Origin of the sequence: Porphyrobacter sp. SLTP (genome assembly GCF_009905735.1) — a bacterium.
In the GTDB taxonomy this organism is placed as follows: domain Bacteria; phylum Pseudomonadota; class Alphaproteobacteria; order Sphingomonadales; family Sphingomonadaceae; genus Erythrobacter.
In genome coordinates, this window is sequence record NZ_JAAALE010000003.1 from 175,625 (window position 1) to 197,104 (window position 21,480).

The 21,480-nt window shown below is 65.2% G+C and carries 16 protein-coding genes; 13 read left to right on the plus strand and 3 right to left on the minus strand.

What is annotated here, in order from left to right:
• Positions 1-73 precede the first annotated feature (73 nt).
• The 3 genes from rpoC to gltX all read left to right on the plus strand — a co-directional run bounded on the left by rpoC (position 74) and on the right by gltX (position 6,383).
• A complete protein-coding gene (gene rpoC, locus GVM20_RS03795) occupies positions 74-4,378 on the plus strand; it encodes a DNA-directed RNA polymerase subunit beta' (RefSeq protein ID WP_166545972.1) in 4,305 nt (1,434 codons plus the stop codon).
• Positions 4,379-4,543: 165 nt separating this feature from the next.
• Complete coding sequence (locus tag GVM20_RS03800) at positions 4,544-4,984, plus strand: DNA-directed RNA polymerase subunit beta' (protein WP_166545973.1); 441 nt, start codon at positions 4,544-4,546, stop codon at positions 4,982-4,984.
• 40 nt (positions 4,985-5,024) lie between these two features.
• A complete protein-coding gene (gltX, locus tag GVM20_RS03805) occupies positions 5,025-6,383 on the plus strand; it encodes a glutamate--tRNA ligase (protein ID WP_166545974.1) in 1,359 nt (452 codons plus the stop codon).
• On the opposite strand, the gene GVM20_RS03810 is transcribed toward gltX, so the two are convergent.
• Positions 6,380-6,796, minus strand: coding sequence for an integron (locus GVM20_RS03810; protein ID WP_166545975.1), 417 nt, complete (start codon positions 6,794-6,796; stop codon positions 6,380-6,382). The genes gltX and GVM20_RS03810 overlap by 4 nt on opposite strands.
• Positions 6,797-6,860: 64 nt before the next feature.
• The gene (locus GVM20_RS03815; RefSeq protein WP_166545976.1) at positions 6,861-8,231 is read right to left on the minus strand and encodes an L-serine ammonia-lyase; all 1,371 of its coding nucleotides are present in this window, start codon (positions 8,229-8,231) and stop codon (positions 6,861-6,863) included.
• Positions 8,232-8,459: 228 nt separating this feature from the next.
• On the opposite strand from GVM20_RS03815, the gene GVM20_RS16505 reads away from it, so the two are divergent.
• From GVM20_RS16505 to GVM20_RS03835, 4 genes are read left to right on the plus strand one after another with little or no spacing between them, the layout of a single operon-like run.
• Complete coding sequence (locus tag GVM20_RS16505; protein WP_166545977.1) at positions 8,460-9,479, plus strand: ester cyclase; 1,020 nt, start codon at positions 8,460-8,462, stop codon at positions 9,477-9,479.
• Positions 9,476-10,453 carry a cupin domain-containing protein gene (locus GVM20_RS03825; protein WP_166545978.1) on the plus strand — a complete coding sequence of 326 codons (978 nt, stop codon included), beginning with the start codon at positions 9,476-9,478 and terminating at the stop codon, positions 10,451-10,453. Before GVM20_RS16505 ends, GVM20_RS03825 begins: the two co-directional genes overlap by 4 nt.
• 3 nt (positions 10,454-10,456) lie before the next feature.
• Complete coding sequence (locus tag GVM20_RS03830) at positions 10,457-11,182, plus strand: SDR family NAD(P)-dependent oxidoreductase (RefSeq protein WP_166545979.1); 726 nt, start codon at positions 10,457-10,459, stop codon at positions 11,180-11,182.
• Positions 11,183-11,206: 24 nt separating this feature from the next.
• The gene (locus GVM20_RS03835) at positions 11,207-12,265 is read left to right on the plus strand and encodes an ester cyclase (protein WP_166545980.1); all 1,059 of its coding nucleotides are present in this window, start codon (positions 11,207-11,209) and stop codon (positions 12,263-12,265) included.
• Between the two features lie 72 nt (positions 12,266-12,337).
• On the opposite strand, the gene GVM20_RS03840 is transcribed toward GVM20_RS03835, so the two are convergent.
• Positions 12,338-14,980: a TonB-dependent receptor gene (locus GVM20_RS03840; protein WP_166545981.1), complete on the minus strand. Its 2,643-nt coding sequence runs from the start codon at positions 14,978-14,980 to the stop codon at positions 12,338-12,340.
• A gap of 255 nt (positions 14,981-15,235) precedes the next feature.
• On the opposite strand from GVM20_RS03840, the gene hisD reads away from it, so the two are divergent.
• The 6 genes from hisD to GVM20_RS03870 are packed head-to-tail and all read left to right on the plus strand — an operon-like array spanning position 15,236 to position 21,450.
• The gene (hisD, locus tag GVM20_RS03845) at positions 15,236-16,525 is read left to right on the plus strand and encodes a histidinol dehydrogenase (RefSeq protein WP_166545982.1); all 1,290 of its coding nucleotides are present in this window, start codon (positions 15,236-15,238) and stop codon (positions 16,523-16,525) included.
• On the plus strand, positions 16,503-17,546 hold the full coding sequence (locus GVM20_RS03850; protein WP_166545983.1) for a LacI family DNA-binding transcriptional regulator: 1,044 nt from the start codon (positions 16,503-16,505) through the stop codon (positions 17,544-17,546). The genes hisD and GVM20_RS03850 overlap by 23 nt, the downstream gene beginning before the upstream one ends.
• The gene (locus GVM20_RS03855) at positions 17,543-18,313 is read left to right on the plus strand and encodes an alpha/beta fold hydrolase (protein ID WP_166545984.1); all 771 of its coding nucleotides are present in this window, start codon (positions 17,543-17,545) and stop codon (positions 18,311-18,313) included. The genes GVM20_RS03850 and GVM20_RS03855 overlap by 4 nt, the downstream gene beginning before the upstream one ends.
• Positions 18,295-19,449 carry a cobalamin-independent methionine synthase II family protein gene (locus GVM20_RS03860; RefSeq protein WP_166545985.1) on the plus strand — a complete coding sequence of 385 codons (1,155 nt, stop codon included), beginning with the start codon at positions 18,295-18,297 and terminating at the stop codon, positions 19,447-19,449. Before GVM20_RS03855 ends, GVM20_RS03860 begins: the two co-directional genes overlap by 19 nt.
• 4 nt (positions 19,450-19,453) lie before the next feature.
• Positions 19,454-20,224, plus strand: a complete 771-nt coding sequence (locus GVM20_RS03865) for an HpcH/HpaI aldolase family protein (protein WP_166545986.1) — start codon at positions 19,454-19,456, stop codon at positions 20,222-20,224.
• Positions 20,221-21,450: an MFS transporter gene (locus GVM20_RS03870; RefSeq protein ID WP_166545987.1), complete on the plus strand. Its 1,230-nt coding sequence runs from the start codon at positions 20,221-20,223 to the stop codon at positions 21,448-21,450. Before GVM20_RS03865 ends, GVM20_RS03870 begins: the two co-directional genes overlap by 4 nt.
• The last annotated feature ends 30 nt before the right edge of the window (positions 21,451-21,480 follow it).

Below are 21,480 nucleotides of genomic sequence, written 5' to 3' on the forward strand. Positions count from 1 at the left end.
GCAGGGCCGGGGGTAACACCTCGGCCCCGTCCCCCTCCGCCTGAGAGTTTCATCCCCCTTAGGGAACACAGTCATGAATGAACTGAGCAAATTCAGCAACCAGCTGGCGAAGCCCGAAACCTTCGACCAGATCCAGATCGGCATCGCTTCGCCGGAGCGTATCCGCTCGTGGTCCTATGGCGAGATCAAGAAGCCGGAGACCATCAACTACCGCACGTTCAAGCCCGAGCGTGACGGCCTGTTCTGCGCGCGCATCTTCGGCCCCGTGAAGGACTACGAGTGCCTGTGCGGCAAGTACAAGCGCATGAAGTACAAGGGCGTCGTCTGCGAAAAGTGCGGCGTCGAAGTCACCGTGACCAAGGTGCGCCGTGAGCGCATGGGCCACATCGAACTGGCCGCGCCGGTCGCGCACATCTGGTTCCTGAAGTCGCTGCCGTCGCGCATCGGCCTGCTGCTCGACATGCAGCTGAAGCAGCTCGAGCGCGTGCTCTACTTCGAAAGCTACATCGTCACCGAACCCGGTCTGACCCCGTTGGAGAAGTTCCAGCTGATGACTGAAGACGAACTGCTCGAAGCGCAGGACGAATATGGCGAGGACGCCTTCACCGCCGATATCGGCGCGGAAGCCGTGCGCACCATGCTGATGCAGCTCGACCTTGAGGCCGAGCGTGACGCGCTGATGGAAGAGCTGGCGACCACCAAGTCGGCGCTCAAGCCCAAGAAGATCATCAAGCGTCTGAAGGTCGTCGAAAGCTTCATCGATTCGGGCAACCGTCCGGAATGGATGATCCTCGAAGTGATTCCCGTGATCCCGCCCGAACTGCGCCCGCTGGTGCCGCTCGATGGCGGTCGCTTCGCGACGTCGGATCTCAACGATCTCTATCGCCGCGTGATCAACCGTAACAACCGCCTGAAGCGCCTCATTGAACTGCGCGCACCGGACATCATCGTCCGCAACGAAAAGCGCATGTTGCAGGAAGCCGTTGACGCCCTGTTCGACAATGGCCGCCGCGGCCGTGTCATCACCGGCGCCAACAAGCGTCCGCTGAAGTCGCTGTCCGACATGCTCAAGGGCAAGCAGGGCCGCTTCCGTCAGAACTTGCTCGGCAAGCGCGTCGACTATTCGGGCCGTTCGGTGATCGTGACCGGTCCCGAACTCAAGCTGCACCAGTGCGGCCTGCCCAAGAAGATGGCGCTCGAACTGTTCAAGCCGTTCATCTACGCCCGTCTGGATGCCAAGGGTCTCTCCATGACCCTGAAGCAGGCCAAGAAGTGGGTCGAGAAGGAGCGCAAGGAAGTCTGGGACATCCTTGACGAGGTGATCCGCGAGCACCCGGTGCTGCTGAACCGCGCGCCGACGCTGCACCGCTTGGGCATCCAGGCGTTCGAGCCCGTGCTGATCGAAGGCAAGGCGATCCAGCTGCACCCGCTGGTCTGCTCGGCCTTCAACGCCGACTTCGACGGTGACCAGATGGCGGTCCACGTGCCGCTGTCACTGGAAGCCCAGCTCGAAGCGCGCGTGCTGATGATGTCGACCAACAACATCCTCTCGCCCGCCAACGGCAAGCCGATCATCGTACCTTCGCAGGACATGGTGCTGGGGATCTACTACCTCTCGATGGAGCGGCAGGAGAAGTTCCCGGAATACCTCGAAAACGCCGATGGCACCAAGGTCGAGCGTCTCGCGCGCTTCTCCGACATGGCCGAAGTGCATCAGGCGCTGGAAGCCAAGGCTGTCACGCTCCACACCCGCATTCTCGCCCGCGTTCCGCAGGCCGATGAAGATGGCAATGTGGTGATGAAGCGGTTCGAGACGACCCCGGGCCGGATGCTGATCGGCGAATGCCTGCCCAAGAACCACAAGGTTCCGTTCGACATCATCAACCGCCTGCTCACCAAGCGTGAAATCGGCGACGTGATCGATCAGGTCTATCGTCACACCGGCCAGAAGGACACGGTGCTGTTCGCCGACGCGATCATGAGCCTCGGTTTCCGTCACGCGTTCAAGGCGGGGATCAGCTTCGGCAAGGATGACATGATCATCCCCGATGCCAAGATCGAACTGGTCGAAAGCACCAAGTCGCTGGTGGCCGAGTACGAGCAGCAGTATCAGGACGGTCTGATCACGCAGCAGGAAAAGTACAACCGCGTGGTCGATGCCTGGTCGAAGTGCGGTGACCTTGTGGCCGACGCCATGATGGAGCGCATCAAGGCGACTCCGATCGATCCTGAAACGGGCAAGGAAGCCCAGATCAACTCGATCTACATGATGAGCCACTCGGGTGCCCGTGGTAGCCCGGCGCAGATGAAGCAGCTCGGCGGGATGCGCGGTCTGATGGCCAAGCCTTCGGGCGAAATCATCGAGACCCCGATCATCTCGAACTTCAAGGAAGGTCTGACCGTTCTTGAATACTTCAACTCGACCCACGGCGCCCGTAAGGGCCTCGCGGATACCGCGCTGAAGACCGCCAACTCGGGTTACCTCACCCGCCGTCTGGTCGACGTGTCGCAAGATTGCGTCATCGTCGAGGAAGATTGCGGCACCGAGAACTACCTCGAAATGCGCGCCATCGTTCAGGGTGGTAGTGTCATCGCGTCGCTTGGTGAGCGTATCCTTGGTCGCACGACCATGGAGGATATCGTCAACGCCACGACGGGTGAGGTCATCGTTCCCAAGCTCACTCTGCTCGACGAAGCGATGGTCAAGGCCATCGAAGCGGCCGAAGTGCAGTCGGCGAAGATCCGCAGCCCGCTGGTCTGCGAAGCTGAGCAGGGCGTGTGTGCGACCTGCTACGGCCGCGATCTGGCCCGCGGGACGCCGGTGAACATCGGTGAAGCTGTGGGCGTTATCGCTGCGCAGTCGATCGGCGAGCCCGGCACCCAGCTGACGATGCGGACCTTCCACATCGGCGGCGCGGCGCAGCTCAACGAAACCTCGCACCTCGAGGCGATTTCGGAAGGCCGCATCGAACTGCGCGACATGCCGACCATCTCGGACAAGCAGGGCCGCATCCTCAGCCTTGCACGCAACGGCGAAATCGCCGTGATCGACGCCGAAGGGCGCGAGCGTGAAATGCACAAGGTGCCTTACGGGACCGTCATCAAGTTCAAGGATGGCGATCACGTCAAGATCGGCGACCGTATCGCCGAGTGGGATCCGTTCACGCTGCCGATCATCACCGAGCAATCGGGTGTGGTGAAGTATCAGGACTTGATCGAGGGCATCACGCTCGAAGAACAGGTCGATGATGCGACCGGCATTGCCCAGCGCGTCGTCACGGAGAACCGTGCGACCGGCCGCAAGAAGAAGGAAGACCTGCGTCCGCGCATGACCCTTCTGGCCGAAGGCAGCGGGGAAATCGAAGCGGCACGTTACATGCTCGCTCCGGGCACGACCCTGTCGGTGACGGATGGTGACACGGTGCAGGCGGGTGACATTCTCGCCCGTGCCAGCCGTGAAGCCGCCAAGACCCGCGACATCACCGGCGGTCTGCCGCGTGTGGCCGAACTGTTCGAGGCGCGTATGCCCAAGGACGTCTCGGTCATTGCCAAGATTTCCGGCCGGATCGAATTCGTCCGCGAATACAAGGCGAAGCGCAAGATCGCGATCATTCCCGAGGAAGGCGAACCGGTAGAATACCTGATCGCCAAGACCAAGGTGATCGACGTGCAGGAAGGCGATTACGTGAAGAAGGGTGACACCCTTGTTTCCGGTTCGCCCAACCCGCACGACATCCTCGAAGTCATGGGCGTCGAAGCGCTGGCCGAGTATCTCGTTGACGAGATTCAGGAAGTCTATCGTTTGCAGGGCGTGAAGATCAACGACAAGCACATCGAGGTGATCGTTCGCCAGATGCTGCAGAAGGTTGAAATCACCGATGGCGGGGACACCACCCTGCTGCCGGGCGAGCAGGTCGATCTGGCTGAAATGCTGGAAATCAACGGCAAGCTGGCCAAGGGCAAGCAGGGCGCTTCGGGCAATCCGGTACTGCTCGGCATCACCAAGGCGTCGCTGCAAACCCGCAGCTTCATCTCGGCGGCTTCGTTCCAGGAAACCACCCGCGTGCTGACGCAGGCGGCGGTTGAAGGGAAGAAGGACACCCTGATCGGTCTGAAGGAAAACGTGATCGTCGGCCGTCTCATCCCCGCCGGTACCGGCGCGGGCATGAACCGTCTGCGCGTCACCGCCAACAGCCGCGATGCGGCCCTGAAGGCGGCGTGGAAGAAGCAGCAGGAAACGCTCGCCGCGACCGGCCAGCGCGAAGCTGAACCGGCCCCGGACGCAGTCGGCTCGGAAGAGAAGATGAAGGCGGCCATGGCAGCCATGGCGGCTGCTGCGGCTTCCGCCCCCGATGCGGATGACGCTGGCGAGGAGTAATCCTCTCCCGCCCGCGCGGTAGAAAATCGCCCCGCCCGAGCTTTGGCTCTGGCGGGGCTTTTCTTTAAGGCCGCATCGGGACGAGCGGCCAATGACGCTATTGCAAATCACTCGCAATTAAACTAGACGTGAGTCTGTCCCCACGGCACGCACACGCGAGGTTTCATGTCCCGGCACCACCCCCCCTCCGCCACGATCCAGAACATCATCGCGTCCCTCGCCGCACCCCCGCGTCTCCAGACATTGGGGCCGATTGCCGGTCGCTTTATCCATGCCCTGCGCCTGATCGCGCTGCATGAGCGCATGGGGCGGGATCCGGTGCCGGAGCTTGCGACGCGGCTCGGCAGCGTCGAGGTGGCGGCCCGGGCACTGATCCTTGCCCAGACGATCTCCGCCAGCTGGCCCGAGAACATCCACGTCTCACGCTTTTGCTGCGGACTGCTCAGCCATGACGAGGCGACCATCGGCGCCTTTGTCGATGCGGCGGCGCATGGCGAGCGCGCGGCGTTCGAAGCGGCGCTGGCCGGCCTGATCCGCACCGACCGCACGCACCGGCTGTGGGAAGGCGCACTGGCGCTTGCCGCAGCGGAACTGCGCGCCGTGTGAGCGCTTGCGGGCGGGGCGCTCGCGTTCTACCGCACGCCGCATGATCACCACCCGCTTCGCCCCTTCGCCCACCGGCCGCCTCCATGTCGGCAATATCCGCACCGCGCTCCATAACTGGATGCTAGCGCGGCAAGGCGGCGGGCGCTTCATCCTGCGGATCGACGACACCGATGCCGAGCGCAGCCGTGAGGACTATGTCGATGCGATCCGCGCCGATCTGACTTGGCTGGGTCTCAGCTGGGACGCCGAGGAGCGGCAATCCGCGAGGCTCGACCGCTACGAGGCGGCCTTTGCGGCGCTGCACGCGGCGGGGCGGATCTACCCCTGCTACGAAAGCGCGCAGGAGCTTGAGGTCAAACGCAAGATCGCCTTGGGTCGCGGCCTGCCGCCGATCTACGACCGTGCCGCGCTCAAGCTCACCGATGCCGAGCGTGCCGCGAAGGAAGCCGAGGGCACGCCTGCGCATTGGCGCTTCCTGCTCGATCACGCCGAGCCGATCCAGTGGGATGACGGTATCCGCGGCCCGCAGAAATTCGATGCGGCGCAGCTTTCCGATCCGGTGATCCGCCGCGCCGATGGCTCGTGGCTCTACATGATGCCGAGCGCGGTCGACGACATTGACATGGGCGTCACGCAAGTGCTGCGCGGTGAGGATCATGTGTCCAATACTGCCGTGCAAATTCAGATCTTTACCGCACTTTTTGCTGCAGGCTTTGCTGCGGGAGAAAGTGCAGCAAAAACGCTGCCCGCCTTTGCGCATGAAGCGCTGTTGGTGGGGCGTGAGGGCAAGCTTTCGAAGCGCCTCGGATCGCTTGGCTGCGATGCGTTCCGGGAGCGCGGCATTGAGCCCGAGGCGATCATCGCGCTGCTCGCACGGCTGGGCACGTCGCTGCCCGTCGAGCCGATTGCAGACCGCGCCGCACTGGTCGCAAGCTTTGATCTCGCCACCTTCGGCCGCGCTCCGGCGAAGTTTGACGAGGAGGATCTGGAGCGGCTCAACGCCGGGATCGTCCACCAGCTGCCGTTTGCTGCGATCGCCGCTCGCCTGCCGGACGGAATGGATGAGGCCGGGTGGCACGCGATCCGCCCGAACCTTGCCCATATCGGCGAGGCGGCGGACTGGTGGCTGCTGGTCACCGGGCCGATTGTGCAGCCCGAATTCAGTGCCGAGGACAAGGCGTTTCTGGCCGAGGCCGGACGGCTGCTGGCGTGGGGCGATAACCCGTGGGGCGCGCTCACCACGGCGCTCAAGGAGGCCACCGGACGCAAGGGCAAGGGGTTGTTCCTGCCGCTGCGACAGGCGCTCACCGGCATGGATCATGGCCCCGATATGGGCGAGCTCCTACCGCTGATCGGCGAGGAAGAAGCCCGCGCGAGACTGGCTCAAGCGGCGGCCTAGCCCGCTGTGACCACCACGTAGCGGCGCGCGACCCAGCCGGACAGGCACACCCCGTCATAGGGCCGGGGCGGACCTTCGGCGCTTTGCGACACGCCGCAGTCGCCCGGGCCCGCGCCGCCGAAGGGCTCGGGGTAGATCACGCCCACCCATGCGCCGTCCTCGCTCGCTTGGCACAATAGCAATTCGCGGCCCGACTTTAGCCGGTCAAGCTCGCGCGCCTTGCGGCTCGGCGCGGCGCGCACGGCGACATAGCCGTCACCGCCTTTGCGCAGCGGGATGATCGCGCCCATGCTTGGGCAGGCGTCGAGATCGCCATACCCGCCGACCAATACCGGACGGGCCGGCGGCGCTTCGGCGCGGACCGGCAGGGCCAGCGTCAGAGCGGCACAGGCGAGAAGGGCAGGGCGCGTCATTCCGGTTTTACCTAACCCAGCAGCCCCAGCTCTTGCAATCGCCGCACGGCTTGGCGACGGCAGGTCAGCAAGCCGCCACGTTCACAGCCAGCCCGCCGAGGCTGGTCTCCTTGTACTTGGAGGACATGTCGATCCCGGTCTGGCGCATCGTCTCGATTACCTGATCGAGCGAGACCTTGGGCACTTCATGGCTGTGCAGCGCGAGGCGCGCCGCATTGACCGCCTTCACTGCGCCAATCGCATTGCGCTCGATGCAGGGAATCTGCACCAACCCGCCAACCGGATCGCAGGTGAGTCCGAGATTGTGCTCCATCCCGATCTCTGCCGCGGCGGCGACTTGCTGCGGCGTGCCGCCCCACACCGCGGCAAGGCCAGCCGCTGCCATCGAACAGGCCACCCCGACCTCGCCCTGACAGCCCATCTCCGCTCCCGAGATCGAAGCACGCTGCTTGTAGAGCAGGCCGATGCCGCCCGCGGTCAGCAGGAACCGCCGCGCCTGTTCGCGGGCCTGCGGTCCCTCGTGGCAATATTGCCGCAGCACGGCCGGGATGATCCCCGCCGCGCCATTGGTGGGGGCGGTAACCACCCGGCCCCCTGCAGCGTTCTCCTCGTTCACCGCCATCGCAAAGAGGTTGAGCCGGTCGAGCAGCACCTCGGTCTCGTTGGTGGGGCTGGCGATCAGCTTGCGCCACAGTTCCGGGGCGCGGCGGCGCACCTGAAGGCCGCCGGGGAGAATGCCGTCGTGGGCCAGGCCGCGTTCGATACAGGCAATCATCGCGTCCACCAGCCGGTCAATCCCGGCGAGGGTCTCACCCTCGCTCCGCCACGCACTTTCGTTGGCAAGCACCAGAGCCGCGATGTCCAGCCCGTGGCTCTCGCACAGCGCCAGCAGTTCTGCGCCGGAGGCATAGGGATGGGCGGTGCGCACCGGGCTTGTGACAAGATCGTCGGCGCTGCTGGCCGACAATTGCCGCGCCGAGGCGATGAAGCCGCCGCCAGTGGAATACCATGTCTCGTCCGCGATTTCAGCCTCACCCTCTCCGTAGGCGCGCAGCCGCATCCCGTTGGGGTGGAGTGCGGGGACGATGTCGCAGGCGAGCGTGATGTCGCGGGATATTGCGAAGGCGATCGGATGTCGCCCCACCAGGCTGATTTGCCCCGAACCCGCCGATGCCAGCAACGTGGGCACGGCATCAGGATCGACCGCGTCCGGCTCCCACCCCATCAGCCCCAGCACACAGGCATCGACCGAGCCATGGCCGACCCCGGTCAGCGCCAACGAGCCTTGCAATTCGATGGCCACGCGGCGCACTTCGCCTAGCTTGCGCGCTTCAGCCAAAGCGACGACAAAGCGCCGGGCGATCCGCATCGGCCCCACGGTGTGCGAGCTTGATGGACCAATGCCGATGCGGAACAGGTTGAGGATGGAGAGCATGGGGCAGGTCCGGTTTTGAATGCGAATGCAATACTTGGCCGGGAAAACGGCGCGGCGAGCTGAAGATAGGCGCTTCGGCTGCGCGCCTCAAGTCATCGATTGAACGTCGCAATTTGAAGGCTTGTCCAGCCCTGTGCACCTCACACGCAAAATCGCCAGGCCACCGGTTTTTGATTGACTGCGAATGCAAAATAGCCCTTTATCGCGGTGACTGGAGGAGAAAGTTCCGTGGCATTTCAGAGCGTGGATTGCGACGCGGCCAAGCGCAAGGTTGATGCCGGGCTCGCCCGGCTCGCGGCGTGCGAGGCGGCTGATCTGGCTGCAGTAGCGGCCGAGATCTTCGCGCCTGATTGCCGTTTCCACATCGCGCACCCGTTCAATGACCTCGATGGGCTCGACGCCGGGATCGCAAGCTTCTTCGCCCCGCTCAAGCACGCGTTCCATCACTGCAGCCGTACCCATGCGATTGTCGTTGCGGGCGAGTTCGCAGGCGCGGTGATGGTGGCGGTGATGGGGCATTACCGCGGCACGTTCACGCAAGACCTCGCGGGCATCCCGGCGAACCACAAGCCGGTGTGGCTGCGCTTTGGCGAGATCCATCGGATCGAGGGCGGGCGGATTGCCGAAAGCTGGATGCTGCCCGATATGCTCGATCTGATCCGGCAGGCAGGCATCTGGCCGCTGGCGCCCAGCCTCGGCGCGGAGGGCATGTGGCCCGCACCGGGCGGCAATGCCCGCGCGTTGAGCCCCTGCGATGCCGAGGCGGGGCGTGCGAGCTTTGACCTCGTGCTCGCCATGCATGCAGCGCTGGGGACCTTTGACGGACACACGCTCGATTCGATGGATCTTGCGCCGTACTGGACGCCGGACTTTGCCTGGTATGGTCCCGCCGGGATTGGCACCAGTCTCGGGCTCGACGGGTTTCGCACGGTCCACCAGATCCCCTTCCTGACTGCCTTCCCGGACCGGCGCGGCGGGCAGCATGTCGGGCGGATCGGCGATGGCGCGTTTGTCGTCACCGGGGGTTGGCCGAGTGTGACTGCCACCCACACCGGCGATGGCTGGCTCGGCATGCCGGCAACGGGCCGCCCGGTGGGGATGCGGGTGATGGACTTCTATCGCTGTGAAAATGGCCTTATCGCCGAAAACTGGGTGCCGCTCGATATCACCCACCTGTTGCTTCAGATGGGCTACGATGTGTTCGGCAGGATCGCCCATCTGCGTGGCAACCCGCGGACGTCGCTATGACCGGCCCCGCTCCCATCGAACGCAGGATCGTGCGCTACGGCGATCTGGTGCCCTGCCGCGATGCCTTCATCGACACCCGTTCGCCCGGATCGGATCAGAAAGAAAACTTCACCATCATCGGCCCCGGTGTTGCCGAGAACCCGAACCAACACGTCCACATCAGCGAACCCCACGGCTTCAACATCGGCGGCGCGCGCCAGCCGCCGCGTTGCCTCAATTCACAGCACAGCCACGAGACGGTGGAGGTGTTCTACGTCCACTCGGGCCGCTGGCGCTTCATGACCGGCGAGCGCGGGACGGATGGGGAAGTGTTCATGGGGCCGGGCGATCTGATCTCGATCCCCACGCGCCTGTTCCGCGGGTTCGAGAATGTCGGTGAGGACACCGGCTTCCTGTGGGCGGTGCTGGGCGGCGATGATGCCGGGCATGTGATGTGGGCGCCCTATGTGTTCGACATGGCGCGCGATTACGGGCTGGTGCTGCTGGAAGACGGCACGCTTGTCGATACCGCCAAGGGTGAGACCATGCCGCCCCATGCGCGGCCCATGCCCGAGACCACGGCGCAGCAGGTCGCAGCGCTCGCGCAGGTGGATTCCGCCGCGCTCGCGCAATGCGTCATTCCGGCCGCCATGGCGCGACCCACAGCGTTGCATGCTGACACGCCGGGCGTTGCCGAGCGGTTGCTGATCGGCGCTGCGCCGATCGATTGGCCGCATGGTTTCACCGTCGCCGAAGTCGCCATCGCCCCGCGCGCCGCGATTGCTCCGCACCGACTCTCGGTGGCCGATGTGTGGTTCGTGCAGGACGGCAATGTCGTCGTCACCATCGGCGACGAAGCGACCACCTGCGGCCCGGGCGATACCATCACCATCCCGCAAGGCGCGCCGCGGGCCATCAGCAATCGCGGTGCGGCAGAGGCGCGCGTGGTGCAGGTGCGCGGCGGCGATACGCTCCCCGTGCCCGAACCGGTCTGAGCCATGACCGGAGTGCTCGCAGGAAAACGCGCGCTGGTGACCGGGGCGAGCAAGGGTCTGGGCCGCGCAATCTGTCATGCGCTGGTGGGCGAGGGCGCCCATGTGACCGGCATTGCCCGCCCCTCGACCGAATTGGGCAGCCTGAGCGCGGAACTCGGTGATGCGTTCGAACCCTGGCCCTATGACGTCACCGGCGAGGAAGTGCTCGCCCGCATTGCCGCAGCGCCTGCCTTCGATCTCCTCGTCAACAATGCCGGGACCAATCGCCCGCAGCCCTTTGTCGAGGTCACGGACGAGGCGCTCGATCTGATGCTCGACCTCAATGTCCGCAGCGCTTTCCGCATCGCCCGCGCGGCGGCGCGAAAGATGGAGCGCGGGGCGAGCATCATTCACATGACCAGCCAGATGGGCCATGTCGGATCGCCGGGCCGGACGGTCTATTGCATGACCAAGCACGCGCTCGAAGGGCTGTCCAAGGCGATGGCCGTGGAACTCGCGCCCGCTGGCATCCGGGTCAACTGCATCGCGCCGACCTTCGTGAAAACGCCGCTGACGGAGAGCTTCTTCGCTGATCCCGCCTTTGCTGCCTTCGTTGACCGGATGATCCCGATGGGCGAACTTGCCACGCCCGATCACATTGCGGCCGCCGTCGTCTATCTCGCGTCGCCAGCGGCGGCGATGATCACCGGGCATAGCCTGGTGATCGACGGCGGCTGGACCGCGCAATAGACCCGATCCCGCAGGAGCCCGACAATGCCCGAACCTGTCATGCGAGTGGCCACGACCGATATCACGGCGATGATGGCGCCCGGCTCGGAGCGACGTATGGCGCTGCCGGGCTTCGCTGACGAATTCGTCGATTTCCCGCACTACATTATCCGCATCACCGAACGCATCTGGCACGACCGTGACGTTGATCTGTGCCTGCAATGGTATTCGGAAGACTGCGCGATCCATACGCTGGCCGGGCCGATCACTGGCGCGCAGACGGTGGTCGACAACACCCGGGCGACGCTCGCCGCCTTTCCTGACCGGCGGCTCGACGGTGACAACGTGATCTGGTCGGATGAGGGGGAGGGCAGCTTCCTCTCCTCGCATCTCATCACGTCCAAGATGACCAACCTTGGGGACAGTGATTTTGGCCCTGCCACCGGCAAGCGGGTGCTGGTGCGCACCATCGCCGATTGCCTGTGCCGGGAAAACCGCATCGTCGAAGAATGGCTGGTGCGCGACAATCTGGCGCTGGTGGAGCAGCTCGGCTTCGATCCGCAGGCCGTGGCGGAGCGGCAGGCGGCGGCGGATGCGGCGCGTGGGCGCTCGCTGGTTGCAGTGCTGGCGCCCTATCATGCCGCGGCGCTCGCCGCGCCCGACGCCGTGCCGCAGTCTGATGCGGCGCAGGTCGCGGTGGGGTTGCTTCGCGCTGTCTGGCAGGAGGGAGATGATGGGAAGGCGCGCGCGCTCTCCGATTTCCGGCTGAATGCCTGGGTGCCGGGCGGGCGGTTCCTGTACGGCCCCGATCAGATGGCCGAATTTGGCGCTCCGATCCGCGCCGCCTTTGGCCCCCGTGCGCGGCTCAGGATCGAGCATATCGCCGAAGTGCCCTATCTGGGCGAAGCGCGCGATGTCGCGGTGCGCTGGTCGCTAGTGGGCTGGCACGAGGGCGAGGGGCGCTATGGCACCCCCACCGGCGCGCCTCTGCTGATCATGGCGGTGAGCCACTTCCGGGTGATCGGTGACCGCGTCCGTGAGGAAGTCACCATCTGGGACGATGTCGCCGTGCTGCGGCAGATTGCCGGCCACTCGGCCGGTTGATCGCCTTGGGTCGACAAAAAAGGGGCGGGAGTGACCCCGCCCCTCTTGCGACCCTGATGGGGTGGCTTTCGCTCAGAACCGGATACTGAGCAGCGCGCCCCACTGGCGCGGGGGTGCAAAGCTCGCCTGAAGCGCTCCACCGCCGCCCCATACGAAGCGGTTGATGGTCCGTTCGTCGGTGACGTTGTTCACGAAGGCCTGGATCGAAATGAAGTCGGTCGGCGCATAGGTCAGCCGCAGATCGACCTTCTGGAACGACGGTTGCTGTTCGAGCACCGAGTTGAACGGCTGGCCGAAGAAGCTGGACGAGAAGGTCATGATCGCAAACGGCGTCAGGGTGCCGAGCGAGCCGAGGTCGATATCGTACCCGGCGAACACCGCGCCGGTCCAATCGGGCGAGTGCGGGATCGAATTGCCGCTGATATCACAGCCGAAGGCCGCAGCAGGCTGGCCGGTGCCGCCCGTGCCGGGGATCAGCCCGCAGTCATAACCCGGCGCAAACACCCGGCGCTGGCCTGCGGCTGCGATCTGCACGCCGTTGACGATGGTCGGCGCGGTTTGCGTCGCGTCAGTGACCAGAATGCTGGTGCCGAACGGGGCGGGCACTTGATCATATTCAGTGTACTTTGCGTTGAGATAGGCCACGTTAGCGCCGATCTCGAGCCCCGTGACCGGGCGCCAGAGCAGCTCAGCCTCGGCCCCGTAGGCACGGGCGCGGCCGCTGTTTTCGATGATCGACAGCGTGGTGCCACCCTGCGGCACTTGCCGCTGTTCCTGCAAGCCACTGTAACGGTTGTAGAAGGCGGCAAGGTTGAGCTGCACGGTGTTGTCAAAGAAGCGGTTCTTCGAGCCGATTTCGTACGCCGTCACCTCTTCCGGATCGAAGGTTGGCTGCAACGCCGCCGGCCCCTGGCCCGAGTTGAATCCGCCTGACCGGAAGCCGGTCGAAACGCTGGCATAGAGCAGGTTGTCGGGCGTCACATCGTAATCGACCGCGAGCCGCCACGTCACCTTGTCGAACTTGGCCGTATCGTAGGTCGCCCCGGTCAGCACGGTGGTGTTGGCGGCAAGGCACTGGAAGCCCGGGCGCGGCGGCGGGAAGGAGGTGTAGGTGCAATTGGTGGCAGCACCCTGCGCCCCGAAGGCGCTGTCCGGGATCGGCCCGGTGTTGAGCGTGATCTGCGTCCCCTGCGGCACCGGCGGCGTGCCCGCGGTAGGCAGCACCGCGTTGGCGTTGGCGAAGGCGAAATCCTTGGTGTCCTCGGTCCAGCGGATCCCGGCCGTGACCCGCAGATTGTCGACCACCTCGTAGGTTGCCTGCCCGTAGAAGGCGAGGCTTTCGGTCGTGGCGCGCTGTTCATCGAAGAACCCGCCGCCGTTTTGCGGCAGGGTGAGGTTGGGCGTCACATTGCGGATGATGCGCGGCAGCTGCTGGTTGATGAAGACGCCGGTCAGCTCGTCATGGAAGTAGTAGGCGCCCACCACCCAATCGAGCCGGCTGGTCGTGTCGCTCGAAAGCAGCTGGATTTCCTGGCTGAAGGTCTCGGCGCGGGTGTCCTGATAGTCGATCGCGATCTGGTTGCCGGAGAAGTCGGAATCCTGCGTCCGGATCGCACCGAAATCGGTGTAGCCGGTGATCGACCGCAGCGTGATGCCGCCGAAGTCATAGGCGAGATTGGCGGTGATCGCCTTGTTTTCCAGATCAAGGATCGTCTTCTGATCGGTGTCGATCGTGTAGCCGTCACCCGGCGCGAACACCGGCACGCCGAGGTCGCTGGTCGCAGTTCCGCCCGGCAGCGCATCATTCACCCCGTCCCGGTTCCCGCCGCGGGTGTTGAGATTGAGCACCGGCGTGCCGTTGTACAGCTGCTGGCGCGAGCCGACATCGAAGTAGCTGCCGATAATCTTGTAGCCGAAGGCCGAACCGCCTGCGCCGCCGCGGGTCGAGTAATCGAGCTTGATCGCGGCGGAGAACTGGTCGTTCGGCTCCCACAGCACGGTGGCGCGCAGATATTTGCTGTCATCGTCGAACAGATTGTTGCCAAGCGGATTGACGTTTTTCACCCACCCGTCGGACTTTTCCAGCGAACCGGCGACGCGGACGGCGAGCGTATCGCTGACCGGCAGGTTGACGAAGGCATCCGTGCGGAAGCGGCCATATTCGCCCACCGTGACATCCAGCCCGCCGAGCATTTCGCCGAGCACGGGCTGGGCCGTGGAGATGGCAATGTTGCCGCCGAAGGTGTTGCGCCCGTACAGCGTGCCCTGCGGCCCGCGCTGGACTTCCACCCGCTCCACATCGACAAAGCCGGCGGTCGCCTGCGTGGCGCGTGACTGGTAGACCCCGTCAATGAAGAAGCCGATCGTGGTGTCGCCGTTCACGCCGACGTTTTCGGTGCGGACCCCGCGGATAGAGGGGCGCGCGTCCTGGCCCGAACGGCCGAACGTGAAGCCGGGGACAATCCCTTCCAGGCGGCCCACATCGGTGATGCCGCGTGCCAGCACCTGATCCGCGGTGAAGGCCGAGACCGAAATCGGCACATCCTGCAGGTTCTCTTCGCGGCGTTGCGAAGTGACGATGATTTCGTTGATGCCGCCCGTATCTGCAGCGGGTTCCGCGCCAGCGCCGCTATCCTGCGCATGAGCCGGCAACGCGACTCCCATCGCGATGATGCTGACGCCGACGGCAAAGGCGGATTTGAACTGACCGGCCATGTGGTTTCCCCCTGAAATTGCGGTGCAGACTCCAGAAATGCCATTTTTGACTTCGGATGCAACATGAATCGTACACGGCTGGGGAAGTTGACGTACATCAATTTCGCATTGTTGCAGAAATGCCATGCAAACCCTGCCTTAGTGAACGAAAATCGCACCTTTTGATGTCGTGACCTTATTGCATCCGAAGTCACATCCTTATACCATCGCGTGAAATCGCAGCGGCCCGGCGCCCTGCGTGTGGGAGAGAGTGACGTGGCACGATACCTCAAGACCGGCATCACCGAAGATGCTGCCGCCGAAGCCGATACGCAGGTCCGCGCAACGGTCGAGGTGATCATTGCTGACATCAAGGCGCGGGGCGATGACGCGATGCGCGACTGGTCGGCCAAGTTCGACAATTGGAACCCTGCCGACTTCCGCCTGTCCGATGCCGACATCGAGGCCGCCTATGCCGAACTGGCCCCGCAGGTGATCGAGGATATCCGCTTCGCGCAGGCGCAGGTGCGCAATTTCGCCCAGATCCAGCGCGACGCCCTGAAGGATGTCGAGGTCGAAACGCTGCCCGGCGTGGTGCTGGGCCATCGCAACATTCCGGTCAATTCGGTCGGCTGCTATGTCCCCGGCGGCAAATATCCGCTGGTCGCTTCGGCGCATATGAGCGTGGTCACCGCCAAGGTTGCGGGCGTGAAGCGCATCGTTTCGGTCGCTCCGCCGTATCAGGGCAAGCCCAACCCCGCGATTGTCGTGGCCATGCACATGGCGGGCGCGGACGAGATCTATTGCGTCGGCGGGGTGCAGGCGGTGGCCGCCATGGCGCTTGGCACAGAGACCATCGCGCCGGTCGACATGATCGTCGGCCCGGGCAATGCCTATGTCGCCGAAGCCAAGCGCCAGCTGTTCGGCAAGATCGGGATCGATCTGCTCGCCGGACCGACCGAGACGCTAGTGATCGCTGATGACACCGTTGATGGCGAACTCTGCGCCGCCGACCTGCTGGGGCAGGCCGAACACGGGCCCAATTCTCCGGCGGTGCTGCTCACCAATTCCGAGACCCTCGCCCGCGAAACCATGGCCGAAATCGAGCGTCAGCTCACCATCCTCCCCACCGCGCCGATCGCTGCCAAGGCCTGGGCCGATTACGGGCAGGTGATCGTCGCCGACAGCTATGAGGAAATGGTCGAAATCGCCGACCAGATCGCGTCCGAACATGTGCAGGTGATGACCCGCGATCCCGATTACTTCCTCCAGCACATGACCAATTACGGCGCGCTGTTCCTCGGTGAGCGGACCAACGTGTCTTACGGCGACAAGGTGATCGGCACCAACCACACCCTGCCCACGCGCGGCAATGCCCGCTTCACCGGGGGCCTGTGGGTTGGCAAGTTCATCAAGACGTGTACCTATCAACGCGTGCTGACCGACGCGGCGAGCGCGATGGTGGGGGAATATTGTTCGCGCCTGTGCGCCATCGAAGGCTTTGCCGGGCACAAGGAACAGGCCGACATCCGGGTGAGACGATATGCCAAAGAAGAAGCTGTCTGAGGCTGTGCCGGGAGGTGGGCCAGGCGGCTCGGGCGCAACGTCCTATGATGTCGCCGAGCTGGCCGGAGTATCGCAATCGGCGGTCAGCCGTGCGTTCCGCAAGGGCGCATCCATCGCGCCCAAGACCCGCGAGAAGATCATGCGCGCGGCCAAGCAATTGGGCTATCAGCCCAACGCCTTCGCGCGCGGGCTCATCACCCGGCGCACCAATCTGGTGGCGGTGGTAATCTCCAACCTCACCAACCTCTATTACCCCGAAGTGCTGGCCGAGCTGACCCAGCGTCTCTCCGCCGTCGGGCACCGTGTGCTGTTGTTCAGCCTCGCCTCCGAATCTGACATCGACGAGATGCTGGGCCTTATCTGGCCCTACCGGGTTGACGGCGCGATCATCGCCGCGCGGCTTAAGGACGATCAGATCCGCCAGTTCAATGATCGCGGCATCCCGATCATCCTCTACAACCGCGTCGGCGAGGCCGAGCCTGCCGCCAGCGTCGCCTGCGACAGTGCGGCGGGAACGCGCGAGCTCATCAAGGGACTGCTTGCTGCCGGGCACCAGCGGTTCGGCATCATCGCCGGGCCGGAAGACAGCTATGTCGGCGAGGAACGCCTCGAATCCGCGCGGCGGCATCTGGCAGCGGCAGGGATCGAACCGTTCCTGTATCGCGGCGGGTTCGATTATCGCTCGGGCGAAGAGGGTCTGCGGGCACTGATGGAGCAAGCGGGCGGGACACTCGACGCGGTGATCGCCACCAATGACGCGATGGCGATGGGCGCGATCGATTGCGCGCGCAGCACCTATGATCTAGCAATCCCCGGCCAGATCTCGATCGTCGGCTTCGACGGCGTCGGTCCGGCAACCTGGGGTGGATACCAGCTCACCACCATTCGCCAGCCGGTGCGGCGCATGGCGCAGGCGGCGGTCGACATGCTGATCGAACGGATCGAGCAGCCCGGCATGATCCCCGAACAGCGCTTGTTCGGCGGAGAATTGCTGCCCGGCCGCTCGGCGCGGTTGGGATGACAGTCGCGCCGCTCCCGCTGCTGATCCCCGGCAACATGTGCGATGCGCGGCTGTGGGACGGGGCTGACGGGGCGATCCGCACAGCGCTTGCTGCGGCGACGGGGCGTGCGGCGGCGGATGCCGATACCACGCAGGACGACACCATCGCCGCCATGGCCGCCCGGGCGCTGGCGGCGACTGACGGGCCGCTCGTCCCTGTCGGCTTTTCGATGGGTGCGATTGTTGCGGTGGAGATGGCGGTCCAAGCCCCCGAGCGGATCGCGGGCCTCGCCCTGATCGGGTACAACGCCACCGCCGATCTTCCGGAGCGCGCGGCGCATCGTCCCGTCCAGCAGGCGGAAGTGCGCGGCGGCGGGCTGGAGCGGGTGCTGACCGAGGAGCTCAAGCCCAACTACCTCGCGCCCGCCAACCGCACGGACACGACCCTGCTACGACTGCTCTACGACATGGGGATGACCCTGGGATCGGACGTCTTCATCCGCCAGAGCGAGGCGTTGCGGCTGCGGGCTGATCGGGTCGCAGCCCTGACCCGGATCACCTGCCCGGTGTTCCTGATGGGCGGCAGCGAAGACGCGCTGTGCCCGCCCGCATGGCATCACCGCTGGCAAGGGCTGATACCCGATGCCCAACTGCATATCGAACCAGCCGGCCACATGGTCCCGCTCGAAGCGCCCCTGGCGCTCGCCCACAAGCTCAAGCCGTGGCTTGCCACGCTGACCGCAGCCCCATCAGAGGAACGCCCCGCGCCATGTCCGACCGTATCCTGACCACGCATGTCGGCTCGCTCCCGCGATCGGCTGACGTCACCGACCTCGTCTTCGCGCAGGAACGTGGTGAGGCCGTCGACCTTGCGCAGTTCGATGCGGTGATCGGTGCGGCGGTGGACGAGGTGGTGGCGCGGCAGGTCGCGGCAGGGATCGACCTCGTTTCGGACGGCGAGATGTCGAAGATCAGCTATGCCACCTACATCAAGGACCGCATCACCGGCTTTGATGGCGACAGCCCGCGCACGCCGCCCAAGGACTTGGAGATGTTCCCGAGCTTCCTCGAACGGCAGGCCAAGGGCGGCGGCACGCCCACCTATCGCCGCCCCAAATGCGTGGGGCCAATCACGGTCAAATCGATGGAGCCGCTGGAGGCTGACCTCGCTCACATGGCCGCCGCTATGGCAGCGCACCAGCCCGTCGGCGGCTTCATGAACAGCGCTTCGCCCGGCGTGATCGCGCTGTTCCAGCCGAACGAGCACTACCCCACGCAAGACGCCTATCTTGAGGCATTGGCCGAGGCGATGCGGCCCGAATATGAGGCCATCGTCGCAGCGGGTCTGTTGCTGCAACTCGACAGCCCCGACCTCGGGCTCGGGCGACACATGATGTACAAGGATCGCTCGGACGCGGAATATCTGCGCCTCATCGGCGGCCATGTGGAGGCGCTGAACCACGCCCTGCGCAATGTGCCCGCAGACCGCGTGCGGATGCATGTGTGCTGGGGCAATTACGAAGGCCCGCATTGCTGCGATGTCGAAATGGGGGTGATCCTGCCCACCCTGATGCAGGCCAAGCCCGCAGGTCTGCTGTTCGAAACCAGCAACCCGCGCCATCAGGCCGACTGGACCTATTTCGCCGAAATGGCCGCCCTCATCCCCGAGGACAAAATCCTTATCCCCGGCGTGATCGACAGCACCACCAACTTCATCGAACACCCCCGCGTCGTCGCCGAGCGGATCGAGCGCTATGCCAACATCATCGGGCGCGAGCGGGTAATCGCAGGGACGGACTGCGGCTTTTCGACCTTCGCAGGCTTCGGCGTGGTCGATCCCACCATCGTCTGGGCCAAGCTCAAGACCCTGGCCGAAGGCGCGGCGCTGGCGAGCGAGCGGCTGTGGCGCGGCGTGGCGGCGTAAGCGGATGGACAGCTTCAAATCCCGCCTCGCCAGCGGCGCGCCTTTGCTGGGCACCTTCATCAAGACCCCGCACCCGCATGTGGTCGAGGTGCTGACGGGGACAGGACTCGATTGCCTGTGCCTCGATGCCGAACACGCGCCGTTTGACCGCCGCGATCTCGATGCCTGCATTCTGGCCGCGCGGGCGGGCGGAATGCCGGTGCTGATGCGCCCCGCCTCCGCCGCCGCGCACGAAATCCTCAACGCGCTCGATTGCGGGGCGGACGGCGTGCTGGTGCCGCATATCCGCTCGGCCGAGGAGGCCGAGGCGGTGGCGGCGAGCGTACACTATGGCCCCGGCGGCGGTCCCGCCCGGCGCGGCTATGCCGGATCGAGCCGCGCGGCTGGCTATGGCACGCGGACCATCCCCGATCACCTTGCCGCCAGCGCCGCGCGCAGCGTCGTGATCGCCCAGATCGAGGATCTCGAAGCGCTGGATGCCATCGACGCCATCGCCGCCGTCCCCGGCATCGATGCGCTGTTCATCGGGCGCATCGACCTCACCATTGCGCTCGGCTGCACCTCGCCCGACGATCCCAAGGTGATCGCGGCTGTGGAGCACATTCTTGCCGCTTGCCGTGCCGCAAATCGCGCCTGCGGGATGTTCACGCCCCGGCCTGCCGATGTCCCGCACTGGCAAGCGCAAGGGGCGAGCCTGTTCCTGCTGGGATCGGATCACGGCTTCATGCGCGAAGGTGCAGCGAATCTCGCCCGCACGGCAGGCTTCGCGCCATGACCGTGGTGCAACGCGCCGAGGATCTCAGCCAATCGCGCCGGATCGCCGCGCTGGTGTTCCTCCTGATCGGCTATTTCTTCTACGCCTGGTCGTGGAACACCGTCGATATTCTGCGGCCCTATATCAAGGAGGATCTGGGTCTCACCCTGACCCAGTCGGGATCGCTCTACACGGTGCAGGCGATCGGCGCGATCATCGGCGCCGTCGTCATGGGGCAGGTTGCCGACATCATCGGCCGGCGCAACGCGCTGGTGATTGCGATGATCGGATATGGCGGGATGCTGCTGTCGGGTCTGGTGGTGGCCGATTTTGCCACGCTGGTCGGGCAGCGGGTGCTGATGGGCTTTTTCATGGGCGCGATGTATCCGATTGCGGTCGGCATCTATTCGGGCCTGTTTCCGGCGAGTATGCGCGGGCTGATCGCCGGTTTTGTGCTGGGCACCTACAATGTTGCGGTCTCGGCGCTCGGTTTCCTTTCGGCGGCGGCGTTCCGGGCGGGGGCCGACTGGAAGGTGCTGCTGTGGGCAGGCGCGGTGCCGGTCGCTCTGGCGTTGTTCGCCTTCGTGGTGGTGCCGGACGACCGCAAGCTGCTCCCCTTCGGCGGCCCTGTCGGCGCAAGCACGACCGCCGCTTCGAAGCTCCCCATTGCCGAGCTGTTCCGCCCCGGCGTCGCCCGCCAGACACTGCTGCTGGCGACCATGTCGGGCCTCAATTTCTTTGCCTATCAAGCATTCACCGGCTGGGCGAGCACCTATCTCAAGACCGAACGCGGCATCCCCGACACCGTGATTGGCGATGTGCTGGGCTGGCAATTCATCGGCGCGGCGCTGGGCGGGCTCATCTGGGGCTGGATCAGTGACCGGCTCGGGCGGCGCAGCGGCGCGGCGGGCTTTGTGCTCGCTGCCGCCATCATCCCGGTTTACCTCTTCGTGCCGCTGCCACTCACGCTGCTGGAGATGCTGGGCTTTGCCTATGGCGTGATGCTCAGCGCCTCGGCGATCTGGGGGCCGTGGCTGTCGGAGCTTTACCCGCCGCACCTGCGCTCGACCGCCGCCTCGATCTACAATTGGGGCCGCGTGATCAGCATGACCGCGCCGCTCATCACCGCCCCGCTGGCCGAGGCCTTCGGGCTTGGACCGGTCATGGCGTTGGCCTCGGTCAGCTTCCTGCTCGCGGCGTGGATCTGGCTGGTTCTGCCGGAGACGGCAGGCCGATCGGTCACCTAGCGGCCTCACGCCGGGCTGCACAATCCTTCG